General features: G+C 58.4%; 23 protein-coding genes and 1 tRNA gene. 11 read left to right on the top strand and 13 right to left on the bottom strand.

Translation table 11 applies throughout. The features are described 5' to 3' along the window. The first annotated feature begins 121 nt into the window (after positions 1-121). The gene (locus ACUTQW_RS19200) at positions 122-916 is read left to right on the top strand and encodes an endonuclease/exonuclease/phosphatase family protein (RefSeq protein WP_013811593.1); all 795 of its coding nucleotides are present in this window, start codon (positions 122-124) and stop codon (positions 914-916) included. 63 nt (positions 917-979) lie between these two features. On the opposite strand, the gene mltD is transcribed toward ACUTQW_RS19200, so the two are convergent. Continuing rightward, entirely contained in the window at positions 980-2,365 is a 1,386-nt protein-coding gene (gene mltD, locus ACUTQW_RS19195; protein WP_170865750.1) for a murein transglycosylase D, read from the bottom strand. Positions 2,366-2,436: 71 nt separating this feature from the next. After that, the gene (gene gloB / locus ACUTQW_RS19190; RefSeq protein WP_006323758.1) at positions 2,437-3,192 is read right to left on the bottom strand and encodes a hydroxyacylglutathione hydrolase; all 756 of its coding nucleotides are present in this window, start codon (positions 3,190-3,192) and stop codon (positions 2,437-2,439) included. A 44-nt stretch (positions 3,193-3,236) separates the two neighbouring features. On the opposite strand from gloB, the gene ACUTQW_RS19185 reads away from it, so the two are divergent. Next, on the top strand, positions 3,237-3,956 hold the full coding sequence (locus ACUTQW_RS19185) for a class I SAM-dependent methyltransferase (RefSeq protein WP_006323760.1): 720 nt from the start codon (positions 3,237-3,239) through the stop codon (positions 3,954-3,956). Here ACUTQW_RS19185 and rnhA read toward each other — a convergent pair. Continuing rightward, positions 3,953-4,420: a ribonuclease HI gene (gene rnhA / locus ACUTQW_RS19180; protein ID WP_006323762.1), complete on the bottom strand. Its 468-nt coding sequence runs from the start codon at positions 4,418-4,420 to the stop codon at positions 3,953-3,955. The genes ACUTQW_RS19185 and rnhA overlap by 4 nt on opposite strands. 72 nt (positions 4,421-4,492) lie before the next feature. Here rnhA and dnaQ point away from each other — a divergent pair, with 72 nt between their 5' ends. Both dnaQ and ACUTQW_RS19170 read left to right on the top strand, forming a co-directional pair. Continuing rightward, positions 4,493-5,233 (top strand): DNA polymerase III subunit epsilon, encoded by a 741-nt coding sequence (dnaQ, locus tag ACUTQW_RS19175; RefSeq protein ID WP_004948987.1) that lies wholly within the window; start codon positions 4,493-4,495, stop codon positions 5,231-5,233. Positions 5,234-5,379: 146 nt separating this feature from the next. After that, positions 5,380-5,456: transfer RNA gene (locus ACUTQW_RS19170), tRNA-Asp, on the top strand. Between the two features lie 45 nt (positions 5,457-5,501). Here the strand turns inward: ACUTQW_RS19170 and ACUTQW_RS19165 are convergent. Further along, positions 5,502-6,962: an NCS1 family nucleobase:cation symporter-1 gene (locus ACUTQW_RS19165; protein WP_004948989.1), complete on the bottom strand. Its 1,461-nt coding sequence runs from the start codon at positions 6,960-6,962 to the stop codon at positions 5,502-5,504. 166 nt (positions 6,963-7,128) lie between these two features. Here ACUTQW_RS19165 and ACUTQW_RS19160 point away from each other — a divergent pair, with 166 nt between their 5' ends. The 3 genes from ACUTQW_RS19160 to puuE are packed head-to-tail and all read left to right on the top strand — an operon-like array spanning position 7,129 to position 9,576. Beyond that, positions 7,129-7,878, top strand: coding sequence for a GntR family transcriptional regulator (locus ACUTQW_RS19160; RefSeq protein ID WP_020438500.1), 750 nt, complete (start codon positions 7,129-7,131; stop codon positions 7,876-7,878). Then, on the top strand, positions 7,875-8,618 hold the full coding sequence (hpxA, locus tag ACUTQW_RS19155) for an allantoin racemase (protein WP_006323768.1): 744 nt from the start codon (positions 7,875-7,877) through the stop codon (positions 8,616-8,618). The genes ACUTQW_RS19160 and hpxA overlap by 4 nt, the downstream gene beginning before the upstream one ends. Before the next feature lie 19 nt (positions 8,619-8,637). Continuing rightward, entirely contained in the window at positions 8,638-9,576 is a 939-nt protein-coding gene (gene puuE / locus ACUTQW_RS19150; RefSeq protein ID WP_006323769.1) for an allantoinase PuuE, read from the top strand. Between the two features lie 55 nt (positions 9,577-9,631). On the opposite strand, the gene ACUTQW_RS19145 is transcribed toward puuE, so the two are convergent. Genes ACUTQW_RS19145 through ACUTQW_RS19125 form a run of 5 tightly spaced genes read right to left on the bottom strand, consistent with a single transcriptional unit; the run spans position 9,632 to position 17,625 of the window. Further along, a complete protein-coding gene (locus tag ACUTQW_RS19145) occupies positions 9,632-11,827 on the bottom strand; it encodes a TonB-dependent siderophore receptor (protein ID WP_006323770.1) in 2,196 nt (731 codons plus the stop codon). Between the two features lie 35 nt (positions 11,828-11,862). Further along, positions 11,863-13,191: a lysine N(6)-hydroxylase/L-ornithine N(5)-oxygenase family protein gene (locus tag ACUTQW_RS19140; protein ID WP_004948999.1), complete on the bottom strand. Its 1,329-nt coding sequence runs from the start codon at positions 13,189-13,191 to the stop codon at positions 11,863-11,865. After that, the gene (gene iucC, locus ACUTQW_RS19135) at positions 13,188-14,936 is read right to left on the bottom strand and encodes an IucA/IucC family protein (RefSeq protein ID WP_006323771.1); all 1,749 of its coding nucleotides are present in this window, start codon (positions 14,934-14,936) and stop codon (positions 13,188-13,190) included. Before iucC ends, ACUTQW_RS19140 begins: the two co-directional genes overlap by 4 nt. Continuing rightward, a complete protein-coding gene (locus ACUTQW_RS19130) occupies positions 14,933-15,883 on the bottom strand; it encodes a GNAT family N-acetyltransferase (RefSeq protein WP_020438502.1) in 951 nt (316 codons plus the stop codon). Before ACUTQW_RS19130 ends, iucC begins: the two co-directional genes overlap by 4 nt. Further along, positions 15,880-17,625 (bottom strand): IucA/IucC family protein, encoded by a 1,746-nt coding sequence (locus ACUTQW_RS19125; protein WP_006323773.1) that lies wholly within the window; start codon positions 17,623-17,625, stop codon positions 15,880-15,882. Before ACUTQW_RS19125 ends, ACUTQW_RS19130 begins: the two co-directional genes overlap by 4 nt. A gap of 137 nt (positions 17,626-17,762) precedes the next feature. Here ACUTQW_RS19125 and ACUTQW_RS19120 point away from each other — a divergent pair, with 137 nt between their 5' ends. Further along, positions 17,763-18,986, top strand: coding sequence for an MFS transporter (locus tag ACUTQW_RS19120; protein WP_020438504.1), 1,224 nt, complete (start codon positions 17,763-17,765; stop codon positions 18,984-18,986). A gap of 5 nt (positions 18,987-18,991) precedes the next feature. Then, complete coding sequence (locus ACUTQW_RS19115) at positions 18,992-19,876, top strand: siderophore-interacting protein (protein ID WP_004949011.1); 885 nt, start codon at positions 18,992-18,994, stop codon at positions 19,874-19,876. A gap of 185 nt (positions 19,877-20,061) precedes the next feature. Here ACUTQW_RS19115 and hpxZ read toward each other — a convergent pair whose 3' ends face one another. From hpxZ to ACUTQW_RS19095, 4 genes are read right to left on the bottom strand one after another with little or no spacing between them, the layout of a single operon-like run. Beyond that, positions 20,062-20,448, bottom strand: coding sequence for an oxalurate catabolism protein HpxZ (hpxZ, locus tag ACUTQW_RS19110; protein ID WP_004949013.1), 387 nt, complete (start codon positions 20,446-20,448; stop codon positions 20,062-20,064). Positions 20,449-20,451: 3 nt separating this feature from the next. Beyond that, positions 20,452-21,852: an AtzE family amidohydrolase gene (locus ACUTQW_RS19105; RefSeq protein ID WP_020438505.1), complete on the bottom strand. Its 1,401-nt coding sequence runs from the start codon at positions 21,850-21,852 to the stop codon at positions 20,452-20,454. Then, entirely contained in the window at positions 21,849-22,040 is a 192-nt protein-coding gene (gene hpxX / locus ACUTQW_RS19100; protein ID WP_006322394.1) for an oxalurate catabolism protein HpxX, read from the bottom strand. The genes ACUTQW_RS19105 and hpxX overlap by 4 nt, the downstream gene beginning before the upstream one ends. Before the next feature lie 24 nt (positions 22,041-22,064). Continuing rightward, entirely contained in the window at positions 22,065-23,651 is a 1,587-nt protein-coding gene (locus ACUTQW_RS19095) for a gamma-glutamyltransferase family protein (protein WP_064799253.1), read from the bottom strand. Between the two features lie 144 nt (positions 23,652-23,795). On the opposite strand from ACUTQW_RS19095, the gene ACUTQW_RS19090 reads away from it, so the two are divergent. Both ACUTQW_RS19090 and ACUTQW_RS19085 read left to right on the top strand, forming a co-directional pair. Continuing rightward, complete coding sequence (locus ACUTQW_RS19090) at positions 23,796-24,635, top strand: MurR/RpiR family transcriptional regulator (RefSeq protein ID WP_006323781.1); 840 nt, start codon at positions 23,796-23,798, stop codon at positions 24,633-24,635. A 219-nt stretch (positions 24,636-24,854) separates the two neighbouring features. After that, on the top strand, positions 24,855-25,646 hold the full coding sequence (locus ACUTQW_RS19085; RefSeq protein WP_004949020.1) for a transporter substrate-binding domain-containing protein: 792 nt from the start codon (positions 24,855-24,857) through the stop codon (positions 25,644-25,646). The last annotated feature ends 4 nt before the right edge of the window (positions 25,647-25,650 follow it).

The following is a 25,650-nucleotide window of genomic DNA, read 5'->3' as shown; positions in this document are numbered from 1 at the left end:
TAACTGAAAAGGATATACCCCGCAAAAGCCATGCTGTCAGGTGAGGGCAGGCGTATAATAGATTCATTGTTGGCGGGAATGTCACCGTCAGTTTCATCCTCATGGGAAATAGGCGAATAGCGTGCCGAAACGAACTTATGCAATGAGGTATGTTGCAGGCCAGCCAGTTGAGCGAATTTTCCCTGGTGCCATCAACCAGCCGCTGCCGCCCGGGGCCGCATTGCCCACGGCAGGCGCGTTGCGGGTGATGGTGTGGAATATCTTTAAACAGCAGCGGGCAGACTGGCTCTCGGTGCTGAAAAACTATGGCAAGGATGCACAGCTGGTGCTGTTGCAAGAAGCGCAAACTACGCCTGAACTGGTGAGCTTTGCCACTGCCAACTATCTGGCGGCCGATCAGGTGCCGGCATTTGCGTTGCCTCAACATCCTTCCGGCGTGATGACGCTGGCGGCGGCCCACCCGGTTTACTGCTGCCCGCTGCGTGAGCGTGAACCGCTACTGCGGTTAGCCAAGTCGGCCTTGATTACCGTCTATCCGCTGTTTAACGGCCAACTGCTGATGGTGGTAAATATCCATGCGGTGAATTTTAGCTTGGGTGTGGACGTATACAGTAAGCAACTGGGGCCAATCGGTGAGCAAATTGCTAATCACCATGGGCCGGTGATCATGGCCGGGGATTTTAATGCCTGGAGCCGCAAACGCATCAATGCGCTGTATCAGTTCGCCAGCGATATGGCGCTGCGCGAAGTGAACTTCACCGACGATCACCGCCGGAAAGCTTTTGGCCGCCCGTTGGACTTTGTCTTTTATCGCAATATGGGGGTCGCGGAGGCATCCGTACTGGTGACCAGCGCTTCGGATCATAACCCTCTGCTGGTGGAGTTTCATCCTGAGGCAGACAAGCCGCACTGGTAATGAGCGCTCAGCATTCAGCCAATAAAAAAGCACCCCGAAGGGTGCTTTTTTTGTGCCGAAAATTTAGGTATCCGGCGTCATTTTGTTGCTTACAAACAAGGTCAGTTTCAGACCGGGTTGCAGGCTGTTGCCTTTGCCGAGCGTTGAATTCCAACGCATCACGTCGGTAATATCGACGCGATGACGACGTGCAATACTGGCAAGCGAATCACCTTTACGAACTTGATAGGTGATACTGCTGTTACTGTCAGTGTTGCTGGCCACTTGCAGGGTTTGCCCAACTTTTAAAGCGCTCTTGGCACGCAAGTTGTTCCAACTCTGCAAATCGCTGGTTTTAATGTTCAACCGCTTGGCAATGCTCGATACCGTGTCGCCGGAGCGCACTTTATACGAGCTGCTACCAGACAAGCCGCTGTTCTTCGCCAACTGCGTCGTTGGCTGAGTCACCGCGATTTGGCCATCGGCCAGCGAGTCTTTCAGCTGATCGGCATTTCCTTTAGGAACCATAATGTAATGGGGCCCGTTGGGTGCCGTAACGCCTTTTTTGTAACCGGGGTTATAAGCTTTCATCTTGGTAATTGAAAGCCCAGCCATCTCAGCCGCCTGAGTTAACTGTATTTGCTGTCCGACATCAATACGAGCCAGCGCACGGGTGTTATCAGTCTTTGGCAGATTGATGCCGTACTGCTTGCTGTTTTTAATGATGTCGCTCAGCGCCAGCATTTTCGGGACATAAATTGACGTTTCACGCGGAAGCGACAATGCCCAGAAATTGGTTGGCTTACCCTGGCGTTTGTTTGCCTTAACCGCTTGCATGACACGGCCTTCACCACTGTTATAAGCGGCAATGGTCAATAACCAGTCACCGTTAAACATGCGGTTCAAGTACTGCATCATATCAAGCGCAGCAGTCGTCGAGGCCACGACATCGCGTCGCCCGTCATACCACTGGTTGTTTTTCAAACCATAATTGCGACCCGTTTGCGGCACGATTTGCCATAGCCCTGCGGCGTTGGCACTTGACGTGGCGTGTGGGTCAAAAGCGCTCTCCACTATGGGTAGCAGTACCAGTTCCATCGGCATATTACGTTTCTTAATCTGCCCGACTATCCAGTACATGTACGGCTCTGCCCGTAATGTTACATCGTGGAGATAGCTCTTACTTTTTAGGTACTTTCTTTTTTGATCACGGATCCGGGAATTTTCCGGAACCTCCATCTTCAGCTCGTCGCTAATGAAGTTCCACAGGTTCTGTTGCGCGGCACCACTATTGTTATCTAGCCACCGCGCCGAGCTCGCTCGACCATTCGCTGTGTACTCTCCTGCTTCACCTTCTTGACCTGCCGAAGACAAACTCTGTGCATGCTGTTCTGGGGCCGGTGCATCCTGCCTGGATGACTGGCACCCCACTAGCAAGACTGAGGCGAGAAATATCGCTTTAGCCTTCATGTGTGTGTCAATATAGTTGCTTAAAAGACGAGCAATCATACTTTGCTTCGTCAAATAACACAACTAAAAGCTCAGAAGTTATCTTTCCGCAGGCGTAATTCGGAAAAAACCGAATGAAGATGGTCTGGTGGTGTATAAAAGCCTAATTTCTTTTGTAAATCAGTGTCATGGCATCGTAAAAATAGGTTAATTTTACGCTCTGTTTGTAGCCTTGCAGGGACGCTGGGCTGGCCTTTTGCCCTTAACGCTTCGACTTGTTGTTGATATGTTTCAATCTCTCGATCTTCCGGCAAAATAGCGCGCGCAAACTTAAGATTTGAAAGAGTATATTCATGCGCGCAGCAAATTAAGGTGTTATCGGGAAGTTGCGCGAGTTGTTGAAATGCGTTGTACATTTGCTCGGCCGTTCCTTCAAACAGCCTGCCGCAGCCGGCAGAGAAAATCGTGTCTCCGCAGAACAGATAAGGTGCGCTATAGAATGCTACATGGCCCAGCGTATGTCCGGGAACCGCGATAACGGCGTATTGGCGGCCGTTGATTTCGAGCGTTTCACCGTCATGAACGATGTGATTTGCTCCTTTGTCGGCCGTTTCCTGCGGGCCATAGACCTTCAAGCCAGGATAGCGCGCCGCAATTTGCGCTACGCCGCCGACGTGATCGTGATGATGATGGGTCAGCAGAATGGCATCAGGCTTCAGATTCAGGCGTTCCAACGCGTCAAGCGCCGGTTGCGCTTCGCCGGGATCGACCAGGACGCAATGCCCTTGTTGGTTATCCAATAACCAAATGTAATTGTCCTGGAAGGCGGGAATGCTGATAAGATTCATGTTGGACCTCATGTTGGCAACGGCTTGAAAGAAGATAATAAATCATGAAACCAGCCCATACTCTAGAAAAGCTCGCCGGCCCACAGTCTTGGGCGGAAATGCCGTGGGGGGAATACTATCGTGAGGCGCTCGAGCGGCAGTTGCAACCCTGGTGGTCGAAGCTGTTCGGTTTTCACCTGCTGAAACTCGGTAACCTCAGCGCCAGCCTGGCGACCGACAAGTGCGCCATTTCGCATCAGGTGAATGTGAGCCTGAAAGGGGAAAACCTGCAGGTACTGGCGGATGCTTACCAGCTGCCGTTCGCCGCCAAATCGGTAGATGCCTGCCTGCTGGCGCATACGCTGTCTTATGCCGACGATCCGCACCGTATGCTGCGCGAAGTCGATCGCGTATTGATTGACGACGGTTGGCTGGTGATCAGCAGTTTCAACCCGTTCAGCCTGTTGGGATTGGGCAAGCTGGTGCCCGGATTACGTCATCGTCAGCCCTATGTCAGCCGCATGTTTACCCAAATGCGCCTGTTGGACTGGCTCAGCCTGTTGAATTATGAAGTGCTGCATCAGGCGCGCTTTCATGTACTGCCGTGGCAGCGCAAAGGCGGGACGTTTTTAAGTACGCATTTGCCGGCGTTGGGGTGCATGAGCGTGATTGTCGCGCGTAAACGTACTTTGCCGCTGACGCCAACGCCGATGAAGGTAGGGGCCAGAAAACCGGCTCTCAGCCGCGCCGTCGGCGCGACCAAGAGTTACCGCAAGCTGCCTTAATTTTCCGGTTTGTAACCCACGTCATCCTGCGTGGGGTTGCCGGCCGCATCGCGCGCCAGCACGTCGCAGCGTTCGTTCTCCGGGTGGCCGGCGTGGCCTTTAACCCATTCCCACTTGATGGTGTGGGTCTGAATCGCCAGGTCCAACCGCTGCCAAAGATCGACATTTTTGACCGGTTTTTTATCGGCTGTTTTCCAGCCACGCTTCTTCCAGTTATGGATCCAACTGGTAATGCCCTGGCGCACATACTGGCTGTCGGTGCTCAGCGTCACTTCACAGGGGGCGGTCAGGGCTTCGAGCGCGACAATCGCCGCCATCAGCTCCATGCGATTGTTGGTGGTCAGGCGGTAACCCGCACTGAAGGTTTTCTCAACTTGCTTATAGCGCAGTATAGCGCCGTAACCACCGGGGCCCGGGTTGCCAAGGCAGGAGCCGTCGGTGAAAATTTCTACCTGTTTGAGCATCTCTGGTAGACTCTTCCTATCGGTTTTATAAAAGCCAAGTCTGACATAAACGAGCGCTGTGAGCACTGCAATATGATCTCTACAACCACCAGACAGATTGTCCTCGATACCGAAACCACCGGTATGAACAAACTCGGGGTGCATTACGAAGGCCACCGCATCATTGAAATTGGCGCAGTGGAAGTGATTAACCGTCGCCTGACCGGCCGCCACTATCACGTTTACGTCAAACCTGATCGGCTGGTGGATCCTGAAGCCTACGGGGTTCACGGCATCAGCGACGAGTTCCTGGCGGATAAGCCCACGTTCGACCAAATCGCCGATGAGTTCATCGACTTCATTCGTGGCGGTGAGTTAGTCATCCATAATGCGTCGTTCGACATCGGCTTTATGGATCACGAATTCCGCATGTTGCAGAAGGGGCTGCCGAAGACCGACACCTTCTGCACCATCACCGACAGCCTGTTGATGGCGCGCCGCCTGTTCCCGGGCAAGCGCAACAACCTTGACGCCCTTTGCGGCCGCTATGAGATAGACAACAGCAAGCGTACGCTGCACGGCGCATTGCTCGATGCCGAGATCCTGGCGGAAGTTTATCTGGCGATGACCGGCGGCCAGACGTCGATGGCGTTCCAGATGGAAGGCGACACGCAGCATAACGACTCGACGCAGGATATACAGCGCATTGTCCGTCCGGCGACGGCGATGAAAGTGGTCTATGCCAGCGATGCAGAAGTGGTTGCCCATGAGGCGCGACTGGATTTGGTGGCGAAAAAGGGCGGCAGTTGCCTGTGGCGTGCGGAAGCGGAATAACGGCGTTCCCGGCATGAAAACGTGCTTTTTAACCGCCTTAGCTGAAAAACTGCGCAAACGGTTAATTTCGTAAGAAAAAGGCATTGACGGAATAGAAGCTCAACCGTAATATGCGCCTCGTTCCTCTCGCAAGAGTTGAACGGCGCGGAGCGGTAGTTCAGTTGGTTAGAATACCTGCCTGTCACGCAGGGGGTCGCGGGTTCGAGCCCCGTCCGTTCCGCCAACATTAAGAAGCCCTGAGTTAGCAATAACTCAGGGCTTCGTTGTTTTAATCTTTGCTCAACTGCCTTTTAGCGAAGGTCACTGACTGATTGGCTGCCCATTCGCGGCGGGCAATGATCCGATAGCATCCCCCACCCAGTGCGGCACCGATAAACCAGCTAAAGTTCGCCACCTCATGCAGGCTGGGCGTAAAGCTGATCGCCAGCCCGATAATCACCGACGGCACCAGCGCCCAGATAGCGTTCGGGTTGAAACCGTTCTTATACCAGTAACGTCCCCCCGGCGTAGCGTTGTACAAATCGTCGACGTGCAGTTCGCCACGTTTGATGATGTAAAAATCCACCAGCAGAATGCCGAACAGCGGGCCGATAAAGGCCGCCAGCACGTCCAGCGTGTAGTGGATCAGCTCGGGCGACTGGAACAGGTTCCACGGCGTCAGCAGGAAAGAGCCCACGGCGGCGATCATCCCGCCGGTGCGGAAGCTGATTTTCTGCGGCGAACAGTTGGAAAAATCAAACGCCGGCGACACAAAGTTGGCCACGATATTGATGCCTATGGTGGCGACAATCATGGTCAGCAGGCCAAGGGCCACGGCGATATCGCTGTCGAGACGGGTGACGGTTTCGATCGGATCGGTGATCAACTGACCGAACAGCGGCAGGGTACCGGAAACGATCACCACGGTGACCAGCGAGAACAGCAGGTAGTTGAACGGCAGGCCCCAGCGGTTGCCGCGCTGCACTTCGGCAAAGCTTTTGCCGTAGCGGGTAAAGTCGCCGAAATTCAGCAACGGGCCGGAGAAGTAAGACACTACCAGCGCAGTGGCGGTCAGCATCAGCCAACCCTGCTCACCGGCGCTCAGGTTTTTGCTCGCCAGCGTGAGGGAAAGGTTGGAGAAACCGACGCGGTATACAATCCAGCCGGCCAACGCGAACATCACCACGTAAACTGCCGGCCCGGCGATATCGATAAAACGCTTGATCGCCGTCATGCCATGCCAGAACACCATCGCCTGCAACACCCACATGGTGATGTAACAACACCAGCCAAGCTGCGACAGCCCGAGGAAATGCGGCTGGGTCATCGGCTCCAGCGACGGGAAGAATTTCAGCAACGTCAGCATCAGCGCATTGGAAGCCAGATAGGTTTGTATACCGTACCAGGCGAAGGCGATCATCCCGCGGATCACCGCCGGGATATTGGCACCGAACACGCCAAATGCCTGGCGGCTCAGCACGGCGTAAGGCACGCCGCCGAGCTGGCTGGGTTTGGCGACCAGGTTGGCGCAAAACTGCACGATACAGATCCCCACCAGCAGGCAAATCAGTACCTGCCAGCTCGACAGACCGAGGGCGAAGAAGCTGGCGGCTACCACATAGCCGCCCATGCTGTGTACATCCGACATCCAGAAGGAAAAGATGTTGTACCAGCTCCAGTTCTGATCGCGCGTTGGCGCCAGATCGTCGTTACACAGCTTTGGGCTGTAATTTTCATTAGGGTTTGGCATAAATCGTGCTCCTCTCAAGAACGTCACCCGGATGTGGTTATCTGTTTTTTGGCAAAGATTGCTGAGAAGGCTTTTGCAGGATTCAGGCCAGATTGCTCTTTTTTGTATACAAAATATCTTGATCTTGTATACGATTTGATTCTCTAACGGTACAGGGAGCAGCAAAATGATCGGCACGACGATCGGCGGCAACGCCGCGTGGCTCGGGCAACAAGCCACTTATTTCACTGAAGATAAAGACGATCATATTTACAACGAGCTGGTGAAGGCGATTGTCGAACACCGGCTGCTGCCCGGCAGCAAATTGCCGGAAGAAGCGTTGGCGGAGACCTTTGGCGTCAGCCGCACCGGGATCCGGCGGGTGCTGCAGCGCCTTGCCGCAGTGCAGTTGGTTACCCACCTGCCCAAGCGTGGTGCACAGGTGACAACGCCCGGGCAGGATGAGGCGGCGAACGTTTTCCAGACGCGCAAAATGCTGGAGTGCGCCAATTTGCCGCCGGTGGTTGCCGCCTGTCGCGAAGAACATCTGCTGGCGATGGAAGGCATCGTGGCGCAGGAACAGCAGGCGCACCGCGATCAGGACGGCGCGGCGGCCATTCGTCTGTCTGCCGCCTTTCACGTTCAATTACAGGCGATCTCCGGCAATAACGTACTGACAGAAATGGTCTCGCAGCTCACGTTGCGCTCATCACTGGTGATTGCCGTTTACGGTGCACCCTGGCAGCAGGGTTGCCGCTGTCACGATCATAGCGATCTGCTGGCGCTGCTGCGCCGCAAGGACTGCACGGCGCTGGTGGATCACATGGCCCGCCATTTTGACGATATTGTGGCGAACCTGAGGTTTAGTCAGGGGGGAGATGAAACCCCTGATTTTGCCCGTATTTTTGCCAAAACCGGTTTGCAGGAGCCTTTATGACCGCCGATTGCGTAATCCAGGTTATCAACCCGAACACCAGCCGGGCCATGACGGCGACCATTGCCGGTGCCGCCCGCGCGGTGGCTGCGCCGGGTACCAAGATCCTGGCGGTTTGTCCGCAAGAGGGAGCGCCGTCGATAGAGGGGCATTTCGACGAAGCGATTGCCGCGATCGGTGTTTTGCAGCAGGTCAAACTCGGCCGCGAAGCCGGCGTCAGTGGCCATATCATCGCCTGTTTTGGCGATCCGGGCCTGTTGGCGGCGCGTGAGTTGGCAAGCCGGCCGGTGGTTGGCATCGCCGAAGCGGCCATGCATATGGCGACGCTGGTGGCGACGCGTTTTTCTATCGTCACCACGCTGCCGCGCACGCTGATCATTGCACGCCACTTACTGCATCAATATGGGTTTGAGCGCCATTGCGCCGCGCTGCATGCTATCGATCTGCCGGTGTTGACGCTGGAAGATGGCAGCGGTCTGGCTCAGCAGAAAGTACGCGAACAGTGCATTAAAGCAAAGCAACACGACGGCAGCGGGGCGATAGTGCTCGGCTGTGGCGGCATGGCCGATTTGGCTCGTGAACTGACGCAGGAGCTGGGGATCCCGGTGATCGACGGCGTCAGCGCTGCGGTGAAAATGATCGAGTCGCTGCATGCGCTGGGCCTGAGCACCAGCAAGCACGGCGATCTGGATTTCCCGCTGGTCAAACCCTTGTCCGGCATGTTTGGCAGTTTTAACGGGTAATCGACAGAGAGAAGCAGCGATGAAAGAGTATGACTTCAATAAAGAGTATCCCCGTGATTTGATGGGCTATGGCGGCCGGCCGCCGCATGCTCGCTGGCCAGGGCAGGCGCGTATCGCAGTCCAGTTTGTACTCAACTACGAAGAGGGCGCGGAAAACAACGTATTGCATGGCGATGCCGGGTCCGAACAGTTCCTGTCCGATATCATTGGCGCGGCCAGCTACCCCGAACGGCATATGTCGATGGAGTCGCTGTACGAGTACGGGTCGCGCGCCGGGTTCTGGCGTATCCATAATGAATTCCAACGCCGCGGTCTGCCGTTGACGGTGTTTGGCGTGGCGATGGCGCTGGCGCGCAATCCGCTGGTGGTCGAGGCGATAAAAAACGCCAATTATGATGTGGTCAGCCACGGCTGGCGCTGGATCCACTATCAGAATATGGACGAAGCGACCGAACGGCAGCATATGCAGCGGGCGATCTCGGTACTGAGCGATCTGTTCGGCAAGGCGCCGCTCGGCTGGTATACCGGCCGCGACAGCCCGAATACCCGCAGGCTGGTGGTGGAACAGGGCGGTTTGCTGTACGACAGCGACTATTATGGTGACGATTTGCCGTTCTGGACCGAAGTGCAGTGCGCCAATGGCGAGAAAAAACCGCATCTGATCGTGCCTTACACGCTTGAGGCCAACGACATGCGTTTTGCTTCGCCGCAGGGTTTTAATACCGGCGAGCAGTTCTATACCTACCTGAAAGACAGCTTTGACGTGTTGTATGCCGAAGGGGAAGCGTCGCCGAAGATGCTGTCGATCGGCATGCACTGCCGCTTACTGGGGCGTCCGGGCAAGTTCCGCGCGTTGCAGCGGTTCCTGGATTATGTCGAGCAGCACGATCGGGTCTGGGTATGCCGGCGGCAGGATATCGCCGAACATTGGGTGGCGCAGCACCCTTTCAAAAAATAACCCGTGCCGGCACGGGTCGATTGATGTGGGCGCCGTAGAGGCGCCCTGAGCAGGATCAGAACAGCACTGAGTAGTTCAGACCAAAGGTGCGGCCACGGCCTTTATAGCTGTACAGCTCTGGCGAGCCGTAGGTTGGGCTGTAAAGGATCGGCGCACGCTGGCCCCAGACGGTGGTGTAATTCTTGTCCAGCAGGTTTTCCACGCTGAAGCTGACTTTCCCCACCGGCAACGCGTAGCTGCCGAGGAAATCGAGGGTGTTGTAACCGTTGATTTTATTCCCGTCGGCATCCGAAACGTCGAACGTCTGCTGCGACTGCATGCGAAGATTCCAGTCGCCCGGAGCCCAATTGACGTAGGCGGTGGCTTTCGACGGGCTGGCGGTGTCGACGGTCAGTTTCTCCCACTTGCCGTCGGTTTTGGTTTCCGATTTGATCAGGTTAAAGGTGGTGCCGGTGCTCCATTCGCTGTTATCGAAGAAGTAATCCACCGCACCTTCCACCCCGTAAATCCGGCGTTTATCCGAATCCAGGTTAATGGTCATGTCGGTTCTGTTGATCGAGATGGTTTTATCCGACAGCGAGTAATAGGCAGCGACCTGGGTACGCAAGTTGTCGCCGGTGTAGCGCCAGCCCAACTCGTAGGCGTTGACCTTGATGCCTTCCAGCTTGGAGTCGTTAACGTTGACGCTTTTCTGCAACTGATAGTGCCCGTTGACCAGCTTATAAGTGCCCGAACCGTAGTACTTCGCCAGATCCGGGATCTCAAAGCCTTGCGAGAAGTTGATCCATGCTTGCTGACGTTCGGTCAGGTGCGCCAGTAAACCGGCGTTGAACAAGGCGTTGTTGTAGTCGGTTTTGCCGCCCGGCACCGCATCGGCGGAGTTCGCCAGACCGTTGGCGATCCCTTGTTGCTGCGCATAGCCGACAAAGTCGTCCACCTTGTTCTCGGTGTACTGATAACGTACGCCGCCGCTGAGGGTGAACATCGGATCGATGTCGTAGCTGGCCTGCAGGAACGGCGCCAGGTTGGTGGTGGTATAACCAGGATAGCGGCCGACGTTATAGGCATTTTCCAGCGTCATACCGCCGGATTGCTGCGCCTTGGCCAGATTGAAGAATTGCTGGTTGGCGTTGAAGCTTTCATGTTCGGCGTCGACGCCGTAAGTCAGCGTCAGGGCGTCAATCGGCTTGCTGTTCAGCGTCAGTTTGCCGCCGTAAAAATCGGTTTTCTGCTGTGAGGCACCGATGCTGGTGACTTTGCCGCTGGTCAGCGTCGGGAACGGGTAGAAGGTCAACGATTCGTCGCGATAATAGACCTGCGCCACCAGATCCTGGCCCCAGAAATCGGTGTTGGAATATTGCAGGTTAATCAGATGGCGTTCGGTGCCCGGTATACGGTCCGAATTCAGGTTGCTGCCGTTGGAGGCCTGGCCCGCACCAGTCACGGCCGAGAAATTTTGCCCCAGATACAGGCCGTGCTTGCCGTCCGACTCGCTGTTGAAATACTGCGTCGTCACCTGCAACTGCTGGTGATCGTCAATGTTAATGGTGCCGGTGCCCATCACGTCGATACGATCGGAATATTGCAGCCCGGTTTGGGTGTTATCAATCAACACCTCATTGCCTTTGCCGTCGTACCAACCGCCGTAACGCTGATAGGAGACCGACAGGCGGCCCGAAGCGTTATCGTTGCCGCCGCTGACTGCCGCCGACACATTCTCGTCGTGATCGTTATGGCCGCCGAAACCGGTTTTTCCGCCTACCTGCAGCTCAACCTGTTTCTCTTTTTGCCCTTTCTTGGTGATGATGTTGATCAGGCCGCCGGTGCTGCCGCCGCCATACAGCGAGGTGGCGCCGGAAATCACCTCAATGTGCTCGATGTTGAACGGATCGATGGAATCCAACTGGCGGCTGTCGCTGCGCGAAGAGTTCAAACGCACACCGTCGATCATCACCATCATCGAACGGCCACGCATGTTCATGCCGTAGTTGGTACGGCCCTGGCTGCTGACATCCATGCCCGGGATCAGTTGCGCCAGGATATCTTTGATCTCCTTGCCGCCCTGGACCTGCTGCTCAATTTCCTGGCTTTCAATCACCCAGGTGGTTTGCGCCATCTCTGCCACGCTACGGTGCGAGCGGCTGGCGGATACCACCATTTGATCTTCGCTTTTTTGTTCTTCTGCCCAGGCCGTCGGCGCAAGCATTGCCAGCAGGCATGGGTTCAATACCCAAAGGTGTTTGCGTTTCATCGTTATTTTTCCAGTGTTCCCATGTTGGTGTGTCATTAAAACTCGGTGTAATTGAGCATGACGTGTTCAGCGCGTGCCGGGGTGGCCGGTTGCTGACTGCGCCATTGGATCACAGCCGGGGTGGACGTTAAATCGAACTGGTCGCGTCCTAAAGCCCGGTTGAGAATACGTGCCGACCGCCAGGCCATCAGGCTGAGCTGGGGTTCGGCGATACCGTGGCTGTGCATGCCGGCGTTGACGGCAAACAGGCAGTTTTCCTGCGGGCCCTGCCACTCGAGGGTGAAGTCGGGCGCAACGCGGTATTGGTCATCGGCCGTGGTCAGCAGACGCTCCGCCAGCGGGGCGAGGAACGCCGGACGATCCTGCTGATAACCGGTGGCGAAGATCACCACATCGGTATCGAAAGTTTCTTTGCCCTGATCGAGGTGGTGATGGGTCACCAACTGATAGCCGTTACCCTGAGCGTGGATCGCCGCCAGCGAACGGCTTGGCAACAGGCGTGCCCAAGGTTTTTCACGCAGTACTTCAAACTGGTGATACATCGCGCGGTAGATGGCCAGCAGCGAATCGCTGGTGATGCCGTCGGAGGTCATTTTCTGCTCGGTCAGCATGCGTTGCTTGGCGCTGTCGTTCAGGCCATAAAAGCTGTCGACGTAGTCCGGCGTGAAGTACTCGTTGGCGAACGCCGCTTCATCCAGCGCATTGTAGTTATTGCGGCGCGAGATCCAGTTCAGTTGCGCCGGTTGGCCCCACTCGGCGCGGAAAATGTTCAGGAACAGATCGGCGCCGCTCTGGCCGCCGCCGACGATGGTGACGCGTTTACCGGTCAGATCCGGGTTGCGCAAGGTCATCTCGCTGGCGTGGAAGCAGCGGTCGTTTTGCTCGGTAACGCAGTCCGGCAGCTTGATGCGCTTGCCGATGCCCAGGCAGACATGGCGCGCCCGGTAGGTAGCGCGCTGGGTGGTGACGACAAACTGGCGTTGCCGATCGTCAAAATCCACGCTCTGAATATCCTGACTAAACTCGAGCGAACTCAGCCCGTTGGCGGCCCAGTCGAGATAATCGGCGAACTCTTCGCGCGACACCGTACGCAGCTCGGTGGTCAGGAAACGGTAGAATTTCTTCCTTTTCACCAAGTAGTTAAGAAAGCTGTACGGATTGGTGGGCGACACCGCGCTGACCAAATCTTTCAGGAAGCTGGTCTGCATATGGCAGTCCGGTACCATCATGCCGGGGTGCCAGGAAAAGTGCGGTTTGCGCTCCAGGAATTTGCCGTTAAAGCCGGCGACTTCACTGCCGAGTGCGGCGATGCTGAGGTTGAAGGGGCCGATGCCGATGCCGATGAAATCCAGAGGCTGATTCATTGGGCAAACTCCTTGGTGACCAAATAAAGAGGGTTATCCAGATCTTGCAGATAGTTTGGCAACATGCGGCTGCCGCCATCCTGCTCCGAATAGGTGAGTTTCACCGGGTTGAGCACCACGCGAATAATTTGTGGTTTGAATAAATCAAAGAGGGCGAAGCGTTCTGCCATGTCCGGGTGCTGCGCCATGTAGCGCTCCAGCACCTGCGCCAGCAGTTGATAGAAACGGGATTCACTGACCCCGCAGGCCTGCATCAACGGCGAGATAAAACGCAGCACGGTGACGAAATGCCCGGTTTGCAAATCATGGATCAGATAGTCGGCGGACAGGCGCACGGTAACGTCCTTCACCACCTTCGGCAGCGAGGCCGCTTCCGGGAAGTCCTGATCCACCAGGCGCATATCGCCCTGGAAGTCTTTCAGCAGCACCCGTTGCGGCACATGGTCCTTCATCACCAGCGTGATGTTTTGGCCGTGGGCGATCAGGGCTACGCCGTAACGGCACATCAGGTGGTACATCGGCAGCACCACCACACTGAACATCTGTTGCAGCCAGGCCTCGGCGCTCAAGCCGGACCGGGCGATGTAGGCACCGATCAGCGGCTGGCCGTGGTTATCGGTTTCCATCAGCGTCGCCATCAGAATGGCCTGCTCGCCGTCTCGCAGATAGCACGAAGGGTTCTCGCGCCAAATCACTCCCAGCATTTCCTGATAGCGATAGGGCGCCTTGGCCAGAGCCGCGTAGGTTTGGTGCGTCATATAGCCTGCGGCCGGCTCGCCGAGGATCTCGGCACCGCTGGCGCGCAGCGTACTGTCTTCGGCAAACACCTGCTGCAGCCAGCGGGAGGCGGCCGGCCCGGCGCTGATGTACTTGCCCGGAATGCCGCGGTAACACGAGGTGTTGTAAATGGTCAGCGGCAGCTTGATGTCGAACGCAGAACGGCGGCTGACATTGGTCAGGGTGCGCAATGATTGCTGCGCCAGATAGCTGTCGCCAAACTCGCCCAGCTCGACCAGTTCCCCTTCGGCTAGCTGCGGCAGGAAGTGCAACGCGATCTTTTGCTGCCACTGCCATGGGTGTAACGGCAACGGGATCCAGTCATCGTTCAGCTCCAGCTCACGCCAGCGGCGGTCAAAGCGCTGGCGTTCATCGCCTGTCATGGCGCTGCCGAGCAGGTTTTCCAGCGGGTAGTTATCGTCGGCACACCAGACAAAGCTGCCCCGTTTGGCCGCGACCCAGTGCAGCCGGAACTGGCCCTGATATTCGGGCGCATACTGCTGCAACGCGGTCAGACCCCAGCCGCGACGGCCTTTGTTGAAGATAAACTTGGGGTGGCCGGCCAGCAGGCATTGCAGCGCGTCGGCGTCGAGCGCAATCAGATCCTGCGCGCTCATGCCGTGGCGGGCGGACAGCAATTGCATATCACCGCGCAGCGTGGCGTACAGATCTTCCAGATGTTCGGCGATCTGCGCATCGTCCATTTTCAGCACCTGCGCCAGCTGGCGCAGCGTTTGGTCGGCCGCCAACGGCTGGCGATCGCAGGCCAGGCTGGCGGCGTCGATGTGCAACCAGCCCCAGATGCCGCGTTTGGCGCTGAAGGTATAACTGGCGTCGCCCAGTGCGATGCGCCATTGGCCGTCATGCTGTTCGGCGCATAGCGTGCGTTCGTATTCCAACTCGGCCAGGATCTTGGCGATCATCTGTCGGTTGACCCGTTGCCAGTTGGCGTAATCTGCGGTGGTCATAAGCCGATCCCCCGGAAGAATTCATCGCGCTGATTCATGATCAGACGCGAACGCTTGTGCGGGAAATCGAACTCTTTTACGGTGTGGTAACCGGCGGTCGGCAGGTGGCGGAACAGGCGCTGGTTGTCGGCGCGCGGCTCGGCGACCACCCGCGTAGTGCGCGGTTCATCCAGATACAGGTAATGGGTCAGGCCGCGCAACCAACTGCGGATATAGTGCGCGCCACGGCGATCTTCCTCGCCGACCAGCATGTGCAGCCCGCGGTCGAACGGTTGCCAGCGGTAGTGGCGGCCAATGCGGTCTTCAGGCGCCCAATAGACTTCGAAATAACCGAACGGGCGATCGTCGAAACACCCCAGCAACGGATAGCAGTAGCTGGAATCCAGCTGGCGTTGCAGGTAGGCGGCCTGTGTCTCGAGCGGGCCGCTCATTTCCCAGAATGCATCGACGCGCGGCGAATTCATCCAACGAGTGAATTGCCCTGCATCGCGTTCTACTTCCGGCAGCCGGAAACTCAGGGTCTGTTTAAGCTGCGGATCGTAACGGCGATAGACCTCGCCATTGGGCCGCATCGGGCGTTGCGGGTACCACAGGCTGCGTTCGGCGTCATACATCATCTGAGCGGAGGCAGGGTTGCGGTCCGCGCCCAGCCACAGCGGCAACTGATAAAACGTCTCGCGTGCCAGATAGTCGCCGCTTGCGAGCGCGAACAGCGCCTGCGCCTGCGGCTCTTCGCGCCATTGCGCATAGGGCAGCGTGATGCCGCTCAACTGCGGTGCGGCTATCAGCAACTGGTCCAGCGCCTGCACCAGCCAGCCTTGCGGCAGGGAACCGGGATAGTGCAGCACCGCGCTGCCGTCCAGGCCCAGCCCGAGTTGCAGCTCCTTTTCCAGCCGTTCACAGCGAAAGCCGCTGCCGGCATGCATCAGTTTGGCTTGCGGCATCATTGGGCGGCTCCCTGGCGCAGCGGATTGACGAAATCAAAGTAGATCACCGCCGGATCGACGATGGTATTTTCGTTGTGGTCGTGCAGGTAACAGAAGAAGTTGCCTTTGCAGTTCCAGTGGCTGCTGTCGAGCACGTAGTCCAGGCACAGTGTGTTTTTGGCCGTGGCGCGCAGGCCGCTCAGCGCGTCGCGCACCCGAGCCATCAGGCTTTCTTCCGTGTCGAAACCGGCGGCAGCCAGCGCGGCGGTCACCGCCAGGCTGGAGTTCACCAGCAGGTAGTAAGGGAAGTAGCGCAGCAATTGCTGTTCGCTGAAGCGGTTTTCCGCATCGGCTTCGCCAATCTCTTCCAGCCACGGCGCGGCATCGCGGGTAAAGCCGCTGCCCTGGCAGTCGCGGTACAGCATGCCGATCGGCAGATCCTGCTGCATCTCCACCAGAATGTTTTGCTGGTGGGCCAGCAGCACCAGCCCGTAATCGGCTTCCGTGCTGAACAGCGGCAACAACACCTGTTGGCAGTAGGCGTCCAGCCAGGCATGGGCGGCTTGTTGCAGCGGCAGATTCAGTCGGGCGGCCAGACGGCGCACTGCGGCGGCCAGCAGGCTGTCACCGCCATCCGGCGCCGCCTGCGTCAGCGTTACCAGCACGTTGGTTTGGCTATGCGGCTGGTCGAACAGCAGGTTATCGCGCAGCGCCATCAGGCTTTCTTCCTGGACGGTACCGTCCGCCGAGCGCAGGCCGGCCCAGCCGTCTTCCTGCATCACGCGGAAGGTCGGATAGCGCGCTTGCAGCTCTTGCCAGCGCGGCGTTTGCGCCAGCCGGGCCAGGCGGATACCGCGTTTTACTTCTTTAACCGACAGGGTGCGCACCGAGTTGGTCAGGCGCACGCTGAGGGAGAATTTGATCATGTCGCGGTTGCCCGCGCTGTACAGCGAGCGTGAGGAGCTGGTTGGCAGCCAGCGCTCGCCGGCTTCGCCCAGATCGCTCAGCAATCCCTGCGCGGCGAGATCCTGGCACCATGTCTGCGTCAGCAGATGGTCGGCCTGCCACGGATGCATCGGCAGCAGCCACACGTCATCGGTAAAGTGCGCCAACAGCTGCGGCGCGCTTTCGGCGGCAAAACGTTGCAGGCGTTGTTGCAGCGTCAGGTTCAGGCTGTCCCCGCACAGGTGGCGCTTATCGACGGCAAACCAGCGCAGCGGGAAGCTGGCGGCAAAGTCCGGCAGGTAGCGGCGCGCCTGCTGCTCATCGAAGGGTTCATGGGATTTCGGCGCCGGGTGGAAGGCGTGGCCGACCAGCAGACCCTGCTCCGCCTGGGCAAAGTTCAGCGGCTTGTCGCGCAGTGAAGGCCAGTCCAGCCGGACATCAATGGCCTGGCGGGTATTATCATGACTTTCCAGCACTCGCTGGCGGAAACGCGCCACCGCTTCATCGGGCAGCTCACCTTTTATCGCCGGTTTCTCCAGCAGCAGGGTGACCAGTTGCTCCATGCTCAGCGCCACGCCAGCACCATCGTCCTGCTGATGCAGATGGGCAGGGAAAAGATACTGATGATGTTGTGTGGGCGAGGTATGGCGTAAGGCAATGCGAATAGCTTGGGTAGATGAAAGCGGAATGTTGAGCTGCGGATACTGTTGGTGGCTGGCGGCTGGAACGATTTGCCAGTCCTGGGTTTCACGCATCAGTGCGTTGAGAAAACATTGGGCAGCCACGTCGGTCGCCGCGGTTTCAAACTGGAGAGTCATGATCCGATTTTCGCTGAGAATCAATTGAGAATGATTCTTATATCAATAATATTTATTGTTATCAATCGTCCTATGATACAATTTTTCAATGATTTTTTCATAACCATATAATTTCATTAACGGTAACCTTACTTTTGATGAGTATTTCACCTTCCGCTAAATCTCTCGCACCTGGGAATACGTCTCCTTCAAACTGGCCGTTGGCGCTGTGCGCCGGTCTGTTGGGCATCGGGCAAAACGGCCTGTTGGTGGCGTTACCGGTGTTGGTCAGTATGACCCACTTGTCACTTTCCGTCTGGGCTGGATTATTGACGCTCGGCTCTATGCTGTTTCTGGCCGGTTCCCCCTGGTGGGGGCGACAGTCTGAAATTCGCGGCTGCAAGTTTGTCGTGACGATGGCGCTTGCCGGTTATTTGTTCAGTTTTGCTTTACTGGCATTGGCCGTTTGGGGGCTGGCGGCCGGCTGGCTTTCACCGATGGCAGGGTTGGGCGGCCTGATCGTGGCGCGCGTTATCTATGGGCTGACGGTGTCCGGCATGGTGCCCGCCAGCCAAACCTGGGCATTGCAGCGTGCCGGCTACGAACAGCGCATGTCGGCGCTGGCGACCATCAGCTCCGGGCTAAGCTGCGGGCGGTTGCTGGGTCCGCTGTGCGCCGCGTTGGCGTTGTCCCTTCATCCGATGGCACCGCTGTGGCTGATGGCCATTGCACCATTAATCGCCTTGCTGGTGGTGTGCCGCCAGCATAACGATCCGCCCTTGCCGCCGGTGGCGCAGCAGCAAAATCGCCTGCGTCTCACCATGGCGCCTTATCTGCTTTGCGCGCTGTTGCTGGCGGCATCGGTCAGCCTGATGCAGCTCGGCCTGGCGCCGCATCTGACCCGTTTGTTCAACCATTCTGCCACGACCGTCAGCCACCATGTTGCCGTGTTGCTCAGCGTAGCGGCGGCCTGTACGCTGCTGGCGCAGTTCCTGGTGGTGCGTCCGCAGCGCTTTAGCGCGCCGCAATTGCTGTTGATTGCGGCGGTATTGATGGTGGCGGGATTAGGGTTGATGTGCGCCCAACCGCTGGCGCTGTTCTATCTCGGTTGCGCGCTGGCTTCCTTCGGTGCGGCGATGGCGACGCCAGGCTATCAGTTGATGCTGAACGATAAATTATCCACCGGCAAAGGCGCCGGGGCTATCGCTACCAGCCATACGCTGGGCTACGGTCTGAGCGCGTTGATGGTGCCGGTGGTGGCAAGATTTTATGGCGAGTCACAGCTGATTGCAGCGGCTCTGATGATGGCCGTCCTGCTGGGCGGTATCAGCGGCTGGCTATGGTGCCGGCAGCGTATTCAGCTACATTCTGCGGGAGAGTAACAGATATGTCCGGCGCATCGAGTTACCGAATTTTTGATATCACACTGAAAGTAAAAGAAAACGTATCGCCTTCCTTGCTGCGCTGCGTTTTCGAAGGCCCGGATGTCCACCGCATGAAGCTGGAGGCGCCGGATCAGCGCATCAAACTGCTGTTCCCGGCCGACGATGGCCAGATCCCACGGCTGGAAAACAGCGATGACTGGTATCGCCATTATATGGCGATCCCGAAAGAGCAGCGCCCGATTATGCGTACCTACACGCTGCGAGCGCTGCGCACTGAACACAATCAGATGGACGTCGAGTTTGTGCTGCATGGCGTGAACGGCCCGGCCTCCGCCTGGGCGACCCATGCCAAGCCGGGGGATACCCTTCAGGCGGTGGCCCCCAATGCGGATTTCGACGGCGACAGCGGCGGCTACGAATGGGCGCCGCCGGCGCATCTGCGGCAGGCGTTGTTGATTGCCGATGAAACGGCGGTGCCGGCGGCGATGGGCATTCTGGAACAACTCGCGCAGCAGGCCAACCCACCGCAGGTGCAGGCGTTCTTTGAGGTGCCGCTGGCGAGCGATTGCCTGAATATGGACCGCTTCCCGTTCGCCGAGGTGTATTGGTTGCCGCGTGACGTCGGGCATCAGCAGATGCACGGCACGCTGCTGGTGGAATCGGTGCGCCAGCGGGTGACCATTCCTGAATCGGCGCGCGCGCAAGCGCAGTCGTTGGCGGAAAACAGCCTGGGCGGCGAACTGCTTTGGGAGCGCGCAGAGGGCGCGAAGGGTTTCTATGCCTGGGTAGCGGCGGAGTCTTCTGCGGTGAAGGCGCTGCGTCGTTACCTGATCGGCGAGCGCGATCTGGACCGCTCTACCGTTAACTTTATGGCTTATTGGTGTTGAGTCGCGGCATCAATATCCGGTTTCGCTTTGGTGGCGAATAGCCAAAATAACGGCGGTTACGCCGTTAAACCGATACAGAACAAGATAACCGCTATTGCCGAAATCGATAGGCCATGCCCTGAATTCAGGTGCCATATCTTTAGCGGCTCATGGCGTCAGGCTGTCCAATTTTTGCGCACGGTGACTTATTCTGCCATCACACTCACATGCGCGGCCACGATGCGCCAGCCGCAGGCCAGCTTGACCCAGGTTTGCATCTGGCGGCCGACGCGTTCGCTGCCCGGGCGGCGAAACTCAGTGCTGGCAACCGCCATATCATCGCCATAGGTGGTAATGACGGTGTTCTCCAGGAGGCGATCCAACCCTTGCGACGGCCGTTGCCGCCGGAAATCGCGGATCTGATCGATGCCGTACAGGTTTTCCGTCGCGCCGTAGCGAACGGTACGCCCATCGTGCCAGAACAGCTCATCCAATACGTCAATGTCATTGCCGATCAGCGCCTGTTCATAGCGATAAAACGCGGCGTTCACTTCAGCCAGCACCGCCGGCCGGTCGATATATTCACTTTTCATCCATTAACCCTGTTTTGCCGGTAAGGAACAGTTTGCCACGCCGCGTTGCTCTAGCGCATAGGCGGCGCGCAGCGCCAAATCTTCACGCCATGGCGGGGCGATAAGTTGCAGGCCGATGGGCAACCCCGAGGCGGTTTTCAGCGGCACCGTCACCACCGGCAGGCCAAGGAACGAAATCGGCTGCGTCAACATGCCCATGCTGGCGCGGATCGGCAGATCGGCGCCATTGATGCGCATCGTTTCCTGACCAAGGCGGGTAGCGCTGCACGGCGTTGCCGGGGCGATGAGAATATCCCAGTGTTCAAACAGCGGCAGCACTTGCTGTTGGAAATGGGCGCGGAAGCGTTGCGCCTGCACATACCAGGCTGCGGGCAGCATGGCGCCTGCCAACAGTCGCTCACGCGACAGCGGCTCAAAGCGTTCCGGCTGGCTGCGCAACTGCGGCAGATAGTGATTGCCCCCCTCGGCGGCACTGATAATAAACGCCGCCGAACGCGCCAGTTCAGCCTGCGGCAACTCAACCTCGGCACAGGCCTCCAGCGCCATCGCGACCTGTTGCACGGCGGCTTTGGCGTCGTCATTGCACCACTGCTGGAAATAGCCTGCGAGCACCGCACAACGTAGCCCCTGCTGGCCGCGTGGCAGCAGCGATTCGGTTTGGGTGATCGGTTTTTCCGCCTGAAAGCGGTCTTCGATATCGGTGCCCTGCATCACGTCGTACACCGCCGCCAGATCCCGTACCCGGCGGGCGAAAGGCCCCACATGATCCAGGCTGGCGACAAAGGGTTGGCTGCCGCTGCGCGACAGGCGGCCGAAGGTCGGTTTCAGCCCGTAAATGCCGCACAGCGACGAGGGCACGCGGATCGAGCCGTTGGTGTCGCTGCCGAGCGAGAAGGTCACCAGCCCGGCGGCGACCGCGGCCGCCGAGCCGCCGGAAGATCCGCCGGCAATGCGCGTGGTGTCGTGCGGGTTGCGGGTTGCGCCGTAGTGGCTATTTTCGGTGGTAAAGCCGTAGGCGTAGGCATCCATGTTCAGCATGCCGGAGAGCAGCGCGCCTTGGGCCGCCAGTTTGCCCACTGCCCAGGCGTCTTGTTTGGCGGGCGCACGGTCGCTGAACAGGCTGGCACCGGCCAGAGTGGTTTCGCCGGTGACGTCGAACAGGTTTTTCACCGCGTAGGGGATGGCAGCCAGGCTCGGCAACGTTTGCCCCTTGGTGCGGAGGCGATCGAGGTGATCGGCTTCACTCAGCATCCGCTCGCGGGTGATGTGGGTATAGGCGTTCAGTGAAGGGTTGAACGTGTCGATATTCTCCAGCGTTTGCTGAGCGATTTCGCGCGCGGAAATCGCCCCCTGTTTAAGGGCGGCGCGGATCTCGGCGATCGATAGTGCGCTTAACGGATTCATGCGCGATACACCCCGGCAATCTCCAGGCGCTGATCGAGCGGGAAGGCCATCAGCGGTTCCGCCATCGCGGCGATGCGGTTGAACTGTGTCAGCAGCTCCTGGCGGCGCGCGTCATCCATTTCCAGAGCCAATATCGCCTCCATCTGGCTGATATAGGCCGCCCAGTCGGTGGCAGGCAGGTTGTTCATAGATATTCCCCTTTAACATGGTGTCTAAAAGCCGGCGGCGCTGCCGTTGCTGCGCGGGTCAAAAGCGCCTTCCAGCATGCCGTTGGTATGACGAACGATGGCGCCGGCATGGCCGACCGCTTCGCTGAAATCGGGCAGCAACTCCACCTCATGGCCGCGCCGGCGCAGATACTCCACGGTTTCTGCGCTGAAACGGCCCTCCAGCTTCAGGGAGTCCGAGCTTTCGCCCCAGGTGCGGCCGAGCAGCCAGCGCGGTGCGCTGATGGCCTGTTGCAGCGGCAACCCTTGCACCACGTGGCGGACAAATACCGCTGCCTGGGTTTGCGGCTGGCCGTCACCGCCCATGGATCCATAGACCAGGGTACGCCCGTCATACAGGCGTGCGGCGGCCGGGTTAAGGGTGTGGAACGGCTGTTTGCCTGGTGCCAGCGCCAGCAGGTGGGCGGCATCCAGGCTGAATGACGCGCCGCGGTTTTGCCACAGCACGCCGCTGTGCGGCAGAACGACGCCGCTGCCGAATTCGTGATAAATGCTCTGAATAAAGGACACCGCCAGACCGCTGCTGTCCATCACCCCCATCCAAACGGTGTCGCCCGGGCCTTTGCCTTTCCCCCAAGCGGCGGCCTGGTGGGGATCGATGCGTTTGGCCAACGCATCCAAATGCTCGGCTTCCAGCAGCGCCTGCGGATCCTGCGTCATATGACGAGGATCGGTGATGAATTGATCGCGCAGGCCGAAAGCCAATTTGGTAGCCTCCACAATGCCGTGCACCACGGCGCCTTCGCTTTGGCCGGCGAGCGGCAGCCGATCGGTCAGCCCGAGGATAGCCAGCGACACCAGGCCCTGAGTGGGCGGCGTCAGATTGAAAACTTCGCCTTTCTGATGCTCCAGCCGCAGCGGCGTGCGGCGGCGCGGTCGGTAATCCGCCAGATCCTGCGCGGTGAGCGGCATGCCCAGCAGGGCCATATCCTCTGCCATGCTGTGCGCCAGTGGGCCGCGATAGAAGCTGTCCAACCCGTCTTCGGTCAGCGCGATCAGGGTATCTGCCAGTTGCGGTTGGCAGAAACGTTGGCCGGCGTGGGGGATTTCCCCGTGCGGCAGGTAAGTGCGGGCAAAATGTTCCAGCTCCGCCAATTCATGATATTTGCTGCGGGTGGCGGCTTCCTGCGAGGCGGTGACCGGAATGCCGTCCGCAGCATAGCGAATGGCATCGGCCAACAGGCGCGGCAGCGGTAACGGCTCATTGCCCAATTCGGCGGAGTAATCCAGCGCGGCTTGCCAGCCGCCGACGGTGCCGGCCACGGTCAGCGCCGCCTTCGGCCCACGGTGCGGAATATGACTTTCACCGGCGTAGAAATCCAGCGTAGCCAGGGAACCGGCGGCACCGCTGGCGTCAATCGCGACCGGATCGCCCTGCGGCGGAACAATCAGCCAGAAACCGTCGCCCCCCAGGCCGTTCATGTGCGGGTAAACCACCGCGATAGTGGCGGCCGCGGCGACCATCGCCTCAATGGCGTTGCCGCCTTCGCGCAGGACCGCCAGCGCGCTTTCGCTGGCGAGGTGATGCGGCGTGACCGCCATGCCCAATGGCGCGGTGTTGCTGTTAATCATTTCTTGGCCCTTTTTTGAGGTCAGCATCTGATTCAATACAAGCAAGAGGCGTTCCATATTTTTCCGGGGGACAATAATTGCTTGCCAGCGGGTGGATTGGCCGTGTTATGTTCCGCTGAAACGAACGTTACAGCAGGAGTGGCGATGAAGCAGATTGATGAACGCCTGCGCAGTGAATACCCGCAGTTGACGCCGCAGGAACAGCGGGTGGCCGATTTTATCTTCGATCACTTCGATGACCTGATCAGCTACAACAGCGCCGAGCTGGCACGCCTGAGCGGCGTTTCCAAGGCTACCGTCAGCCGTTTGTTCAAGCGACTGGGTTACCAAAGCTATCGCGAAATGCGCGACGAACTGCGCACCTTGCGCCAGAGCGGCATGCCGTTGACCGATAACCGCGATGCGGTGCAGGGCAACACCCTGCTGGCGCGCCACTACAAGCAGGAAATGGCCAATCTCACGCACTGGGTGAACCATATTGATGCAAACCAGTTCAACGCGGTGATCGCCGCGCTGGTCCAGGCGCGGCGGGTGGTGCTGATGGGGTTTCGCAACAGCTATCCGGTGGCGATGCACCTGCGCCAGCAACTGATGCAGGTGCGCGAAAATGTGCTGCTGGTGCCACAGCCTGGGCAGACGCTGGCCGAAGAATTGGTCGATCTGAGTACGCAGGATGTGGCGGTGGTGGTGGCATTTCGCCGCCGACCGCGCCAGTTGCGGGCGTTGCTAACGCAATTGCAGGTCCAGCAGGTGCCGACGCTGCTGGTGTGCGAACCGCAGGCACAGGCACTGATCCCGCTGGCGAGCTGGCATCTGGCGGCGCCGCTTGACAGCGTTTCCGCCTTTGACAGCTACTCCGCCGCCATGAGCCTGGCTAACCTGCTCAGCAACGCTTTGCTGCACGAGACGTTGGCGCAAGGGCGGCAGCGCATTCATCAGATCGCCGACCTGTATAACGATTTGGACGAGCTGGAACAGCGCTGATCTCAGCGCTATTTTGGTGCTTTTGCACTTTGATGGTGCGATTTTTTCCCCACTTTATGCCTTTCCCCTGCCGCTGCAGCGGCAGGGGAAATCCCCTCCTGATGCCTTAACTTACGGGCAATAAAGCAGAACGTTCCCCGCGCGGCTGATTGGCACATTAGTTGCAAAGTGATAATCAAAGAATCTTTTGTTTCATCACTTCACCATCGGGGATAATCTATGAACTTCAAGAAAATCGGGGTAGCGACATTGGGTGCGGTTTTGCTAATGGCGCAGGCCGCCTCTGCGATGGCGGATCAATTACAGGAGATCCAGCAGCGCGGCGTACTGCGGGTGGCTGTGCCGCAGGACTTCCCGCCGTTTGGATCCGTGGGCACCGATCTGCAACCGCAGGGTTATGACATCGACATGGCGCATTATCTGGCCGACAAGATGAAACTTAAGTTGCAGTTGGTGCCGGTCACCAGCGCCAACCGGGTACCTTATCTGCAAACCGACAAGGTCGATCTGGTGATCTCCAGCCTGGGCAAAAACCCGGAACGCGAGAAGACCATTGCGTTTAGCCGCGCCTATGCGCCGTTCTTCCTCGGGGTCTTCGGGCCGAAAGAGGCGGTACTGGGCGATGCCGCACAGCTGGACGGCAAAACCGTCGGCGTGACGCGCGGCGCGGTCGAAGACATGGTGCTGAGCGATACCGCGCCGAAGGGCGCGCAGATCAAGCGCTATGAGGATAACAACACCACGCTGTCGGCCTACCTGTCCGGCCAGGTGCAGTACATCGCCACCGGCAATCTGGTGGTGAGCGCCATCGCGCGGCAGAACCCGACCAAAGCGCCGGTCGCCAAGTTTATGCTGAAAGACTCGCCGTGCTTCGTTGGCCTGCGCCTGGGTGAACCGGCGTTGAAAGCGAAAGTGGATGAGCTGATTGAACAGGCACTGAAGGACAACACCCTGAACGGCCTGTCGGAAAAATGGCTGAAAGCGCCGCTGCCTGCCAACCTTGGTGCATAACGGG

This window comes from Serratia sp. TSA_7, assembly GCF_052692135.1.
The sequence above is the reverse complement of the archived record's forward strand: the minus strand, read 5'-3'. Positions and strand labels throughout refer to the sequence as shown.

What these genes read in the sequence shown, in the direction of transcription:
- mltD (WP_170865750.1), bottom strand. Translation starts at nt 2,365, where the DNA reads ATGAAGGCTAAAGCGATATTTCTCGCCTCAGTCTTGCTAGTGGGGTGC.
- gloB (WP_006323758.1), bottom strand. Translation starts at nt 3,192, where the DNA reads ATGAATCTTATCAGCATTCCCGCCTTCCAGGACAATTACATTTGGTTA.
- ACUTQW_RS19185 (WP_006323760.1), top strand. Translation starts at nt 3,237, where the DNA reads ATGAAACCAGCCCATACTCTAGAAAAGCTCGCCGGCCCACAGTCTTGG.
- rnhA (WP_006323762.1), bottom strand. Translation starts at nt 4,420, where the DNA reads ATGCTCAAACAGGTAGAAATTTTCACCGACGGCTCCTGCCTTGGCAAC.
- dnaQ (WP_004948987.1), top strand. Translation starts at nt 4,493, where the DNA reads ATGATCTCTACAACCACCAGACAGATTGTCCTCGATACCGAAACCACC.
- ACUTQW_RS19165 (WP_004948989.1), bottom strand. Translation starts at nt 6,962, where the DNA reads ATGCCAAACCCTAATGAAAATTACAGCCCAAAGCTGTGTAACGACGAT.
- ACUTQW_RS19160 (WP_020438500.1), top strand. Translation starts at nt 7,129, where the DNA reads ATGATCGGCACGACGATCGGCGGCAACGCCGCGTGGCTCGGGCAACAA.
- hpxA (WP_006323768.1), top strand. Translation starts at nt 7,875, where the DNA reads ATGACCGCCGATTGCGTAATCCAGGTTATCAACCCGAACACCAGCCGG.
- puuE (WP_006323769.1), top strand. Translation starts at nt 8,638, where the DNA reads ATGAAAGAGTATGACTTCAATAAAGAGTATCCCCGTGATTTGATGGGC.
- ACUTQW_RS19145 (WP_006323770.1), bottom strand. Translation starts at nt 11,827, where the DNA reads ATGAAACGCAAACACCTTTGGGTATTGAACCCATGCCTGCTGGCAATG.
- ACUTQW_RS19140 (WP_004948999.1), bottom strand. Translation starts at nt 13,191, where the DNA reads ATGAATCAGCCTCTGGATTTCATCGGCATCGGCATCGGCCCCTTCAAC.
- iucC (WP_006323771.1), bottom strand. Translation starts at nt 14,936, where the DNA reads ATGACCACCGCAGATTACGCCAACTGGCAACGGGTCAACCGACAGATG.
- ACUTQW_RS19130 (WP_020438502.1), bottom strand. Translation starts at nt 15,883, where the DNA reads ATGATGCCGCAAGCCAAACTGATGCATGCCGGCAGCGGCTTTCGCTGT.
- ACUTQW_RS19125 (WP_006323773.1), bottom strand. Translation starts at nt 17,625, where the DNA reads ATGACTCTCCAGTTTGAAACCGCGGCGACCGACGTGGCTGCCCAATGT.
- ACUTQW_RS19120 (WP_020438504.1), top strand. Translation starts at nt 17,763, where the DNA reads ATGAGTATTTCACCTTCCGCTAAATCTCTCGCACCTGGGAATACGTCT.
- ACUTQW_RS19115 (WP_004949011.1), top strand. Translation starts at nt 18,992, where the DNA reads ATGTCCGGCGCATCGAGTTACCGAATTTTTGATATCACACTGAAAGTA.
- hpxZ (WP_004949013.1), bottom strand. Translation starts at nt 20,448, where the DNA reads ATGAAAAGTGAATATATCGACCGGCCGGCGGTGCTGGCTGAAGTGAAC.
- ACUTQW_RS19105 (WP_020438505.1), bottom strand. Translation starts at nt 21,852, where the DNA reads ATGAATCCGTTAAGCGCACTATCGATCGCCGAGATCCGCGCCGCCCTT.
- hpxX (WP_006322394.1), bottom strand. Translation starts at nt 22,040, where the DNA reads ATGAACAACCTGCCTGCCACCGACTGGGCGGCCTATATCAGCCAGATG.
- ACUTQW_RS19095 (WP_064799253.1), bottom strand. Translation starts at nt 23,651, where the DNA reads ATGATTAACAGCAACACCGCGCCATTGGGCATGGCGGTCACGCCGCAT.
- ACUTQW_RS19090 (WP_006323781.1), top strand. Translation starts at nt 23,796, where the DNA reads ATGAAGCAGATTGATGAACGCCTGCGCAGTGAATACCCGCAGTTGACG.
- ACUTQW_RS19085 (WP_004949020.1), top strand. Translation starts at nt 24,855, where the DNA reads ATGAACTTCAAGAAAATCGGGGTAGCGACATTGGGTGCGGTTTTGCTA.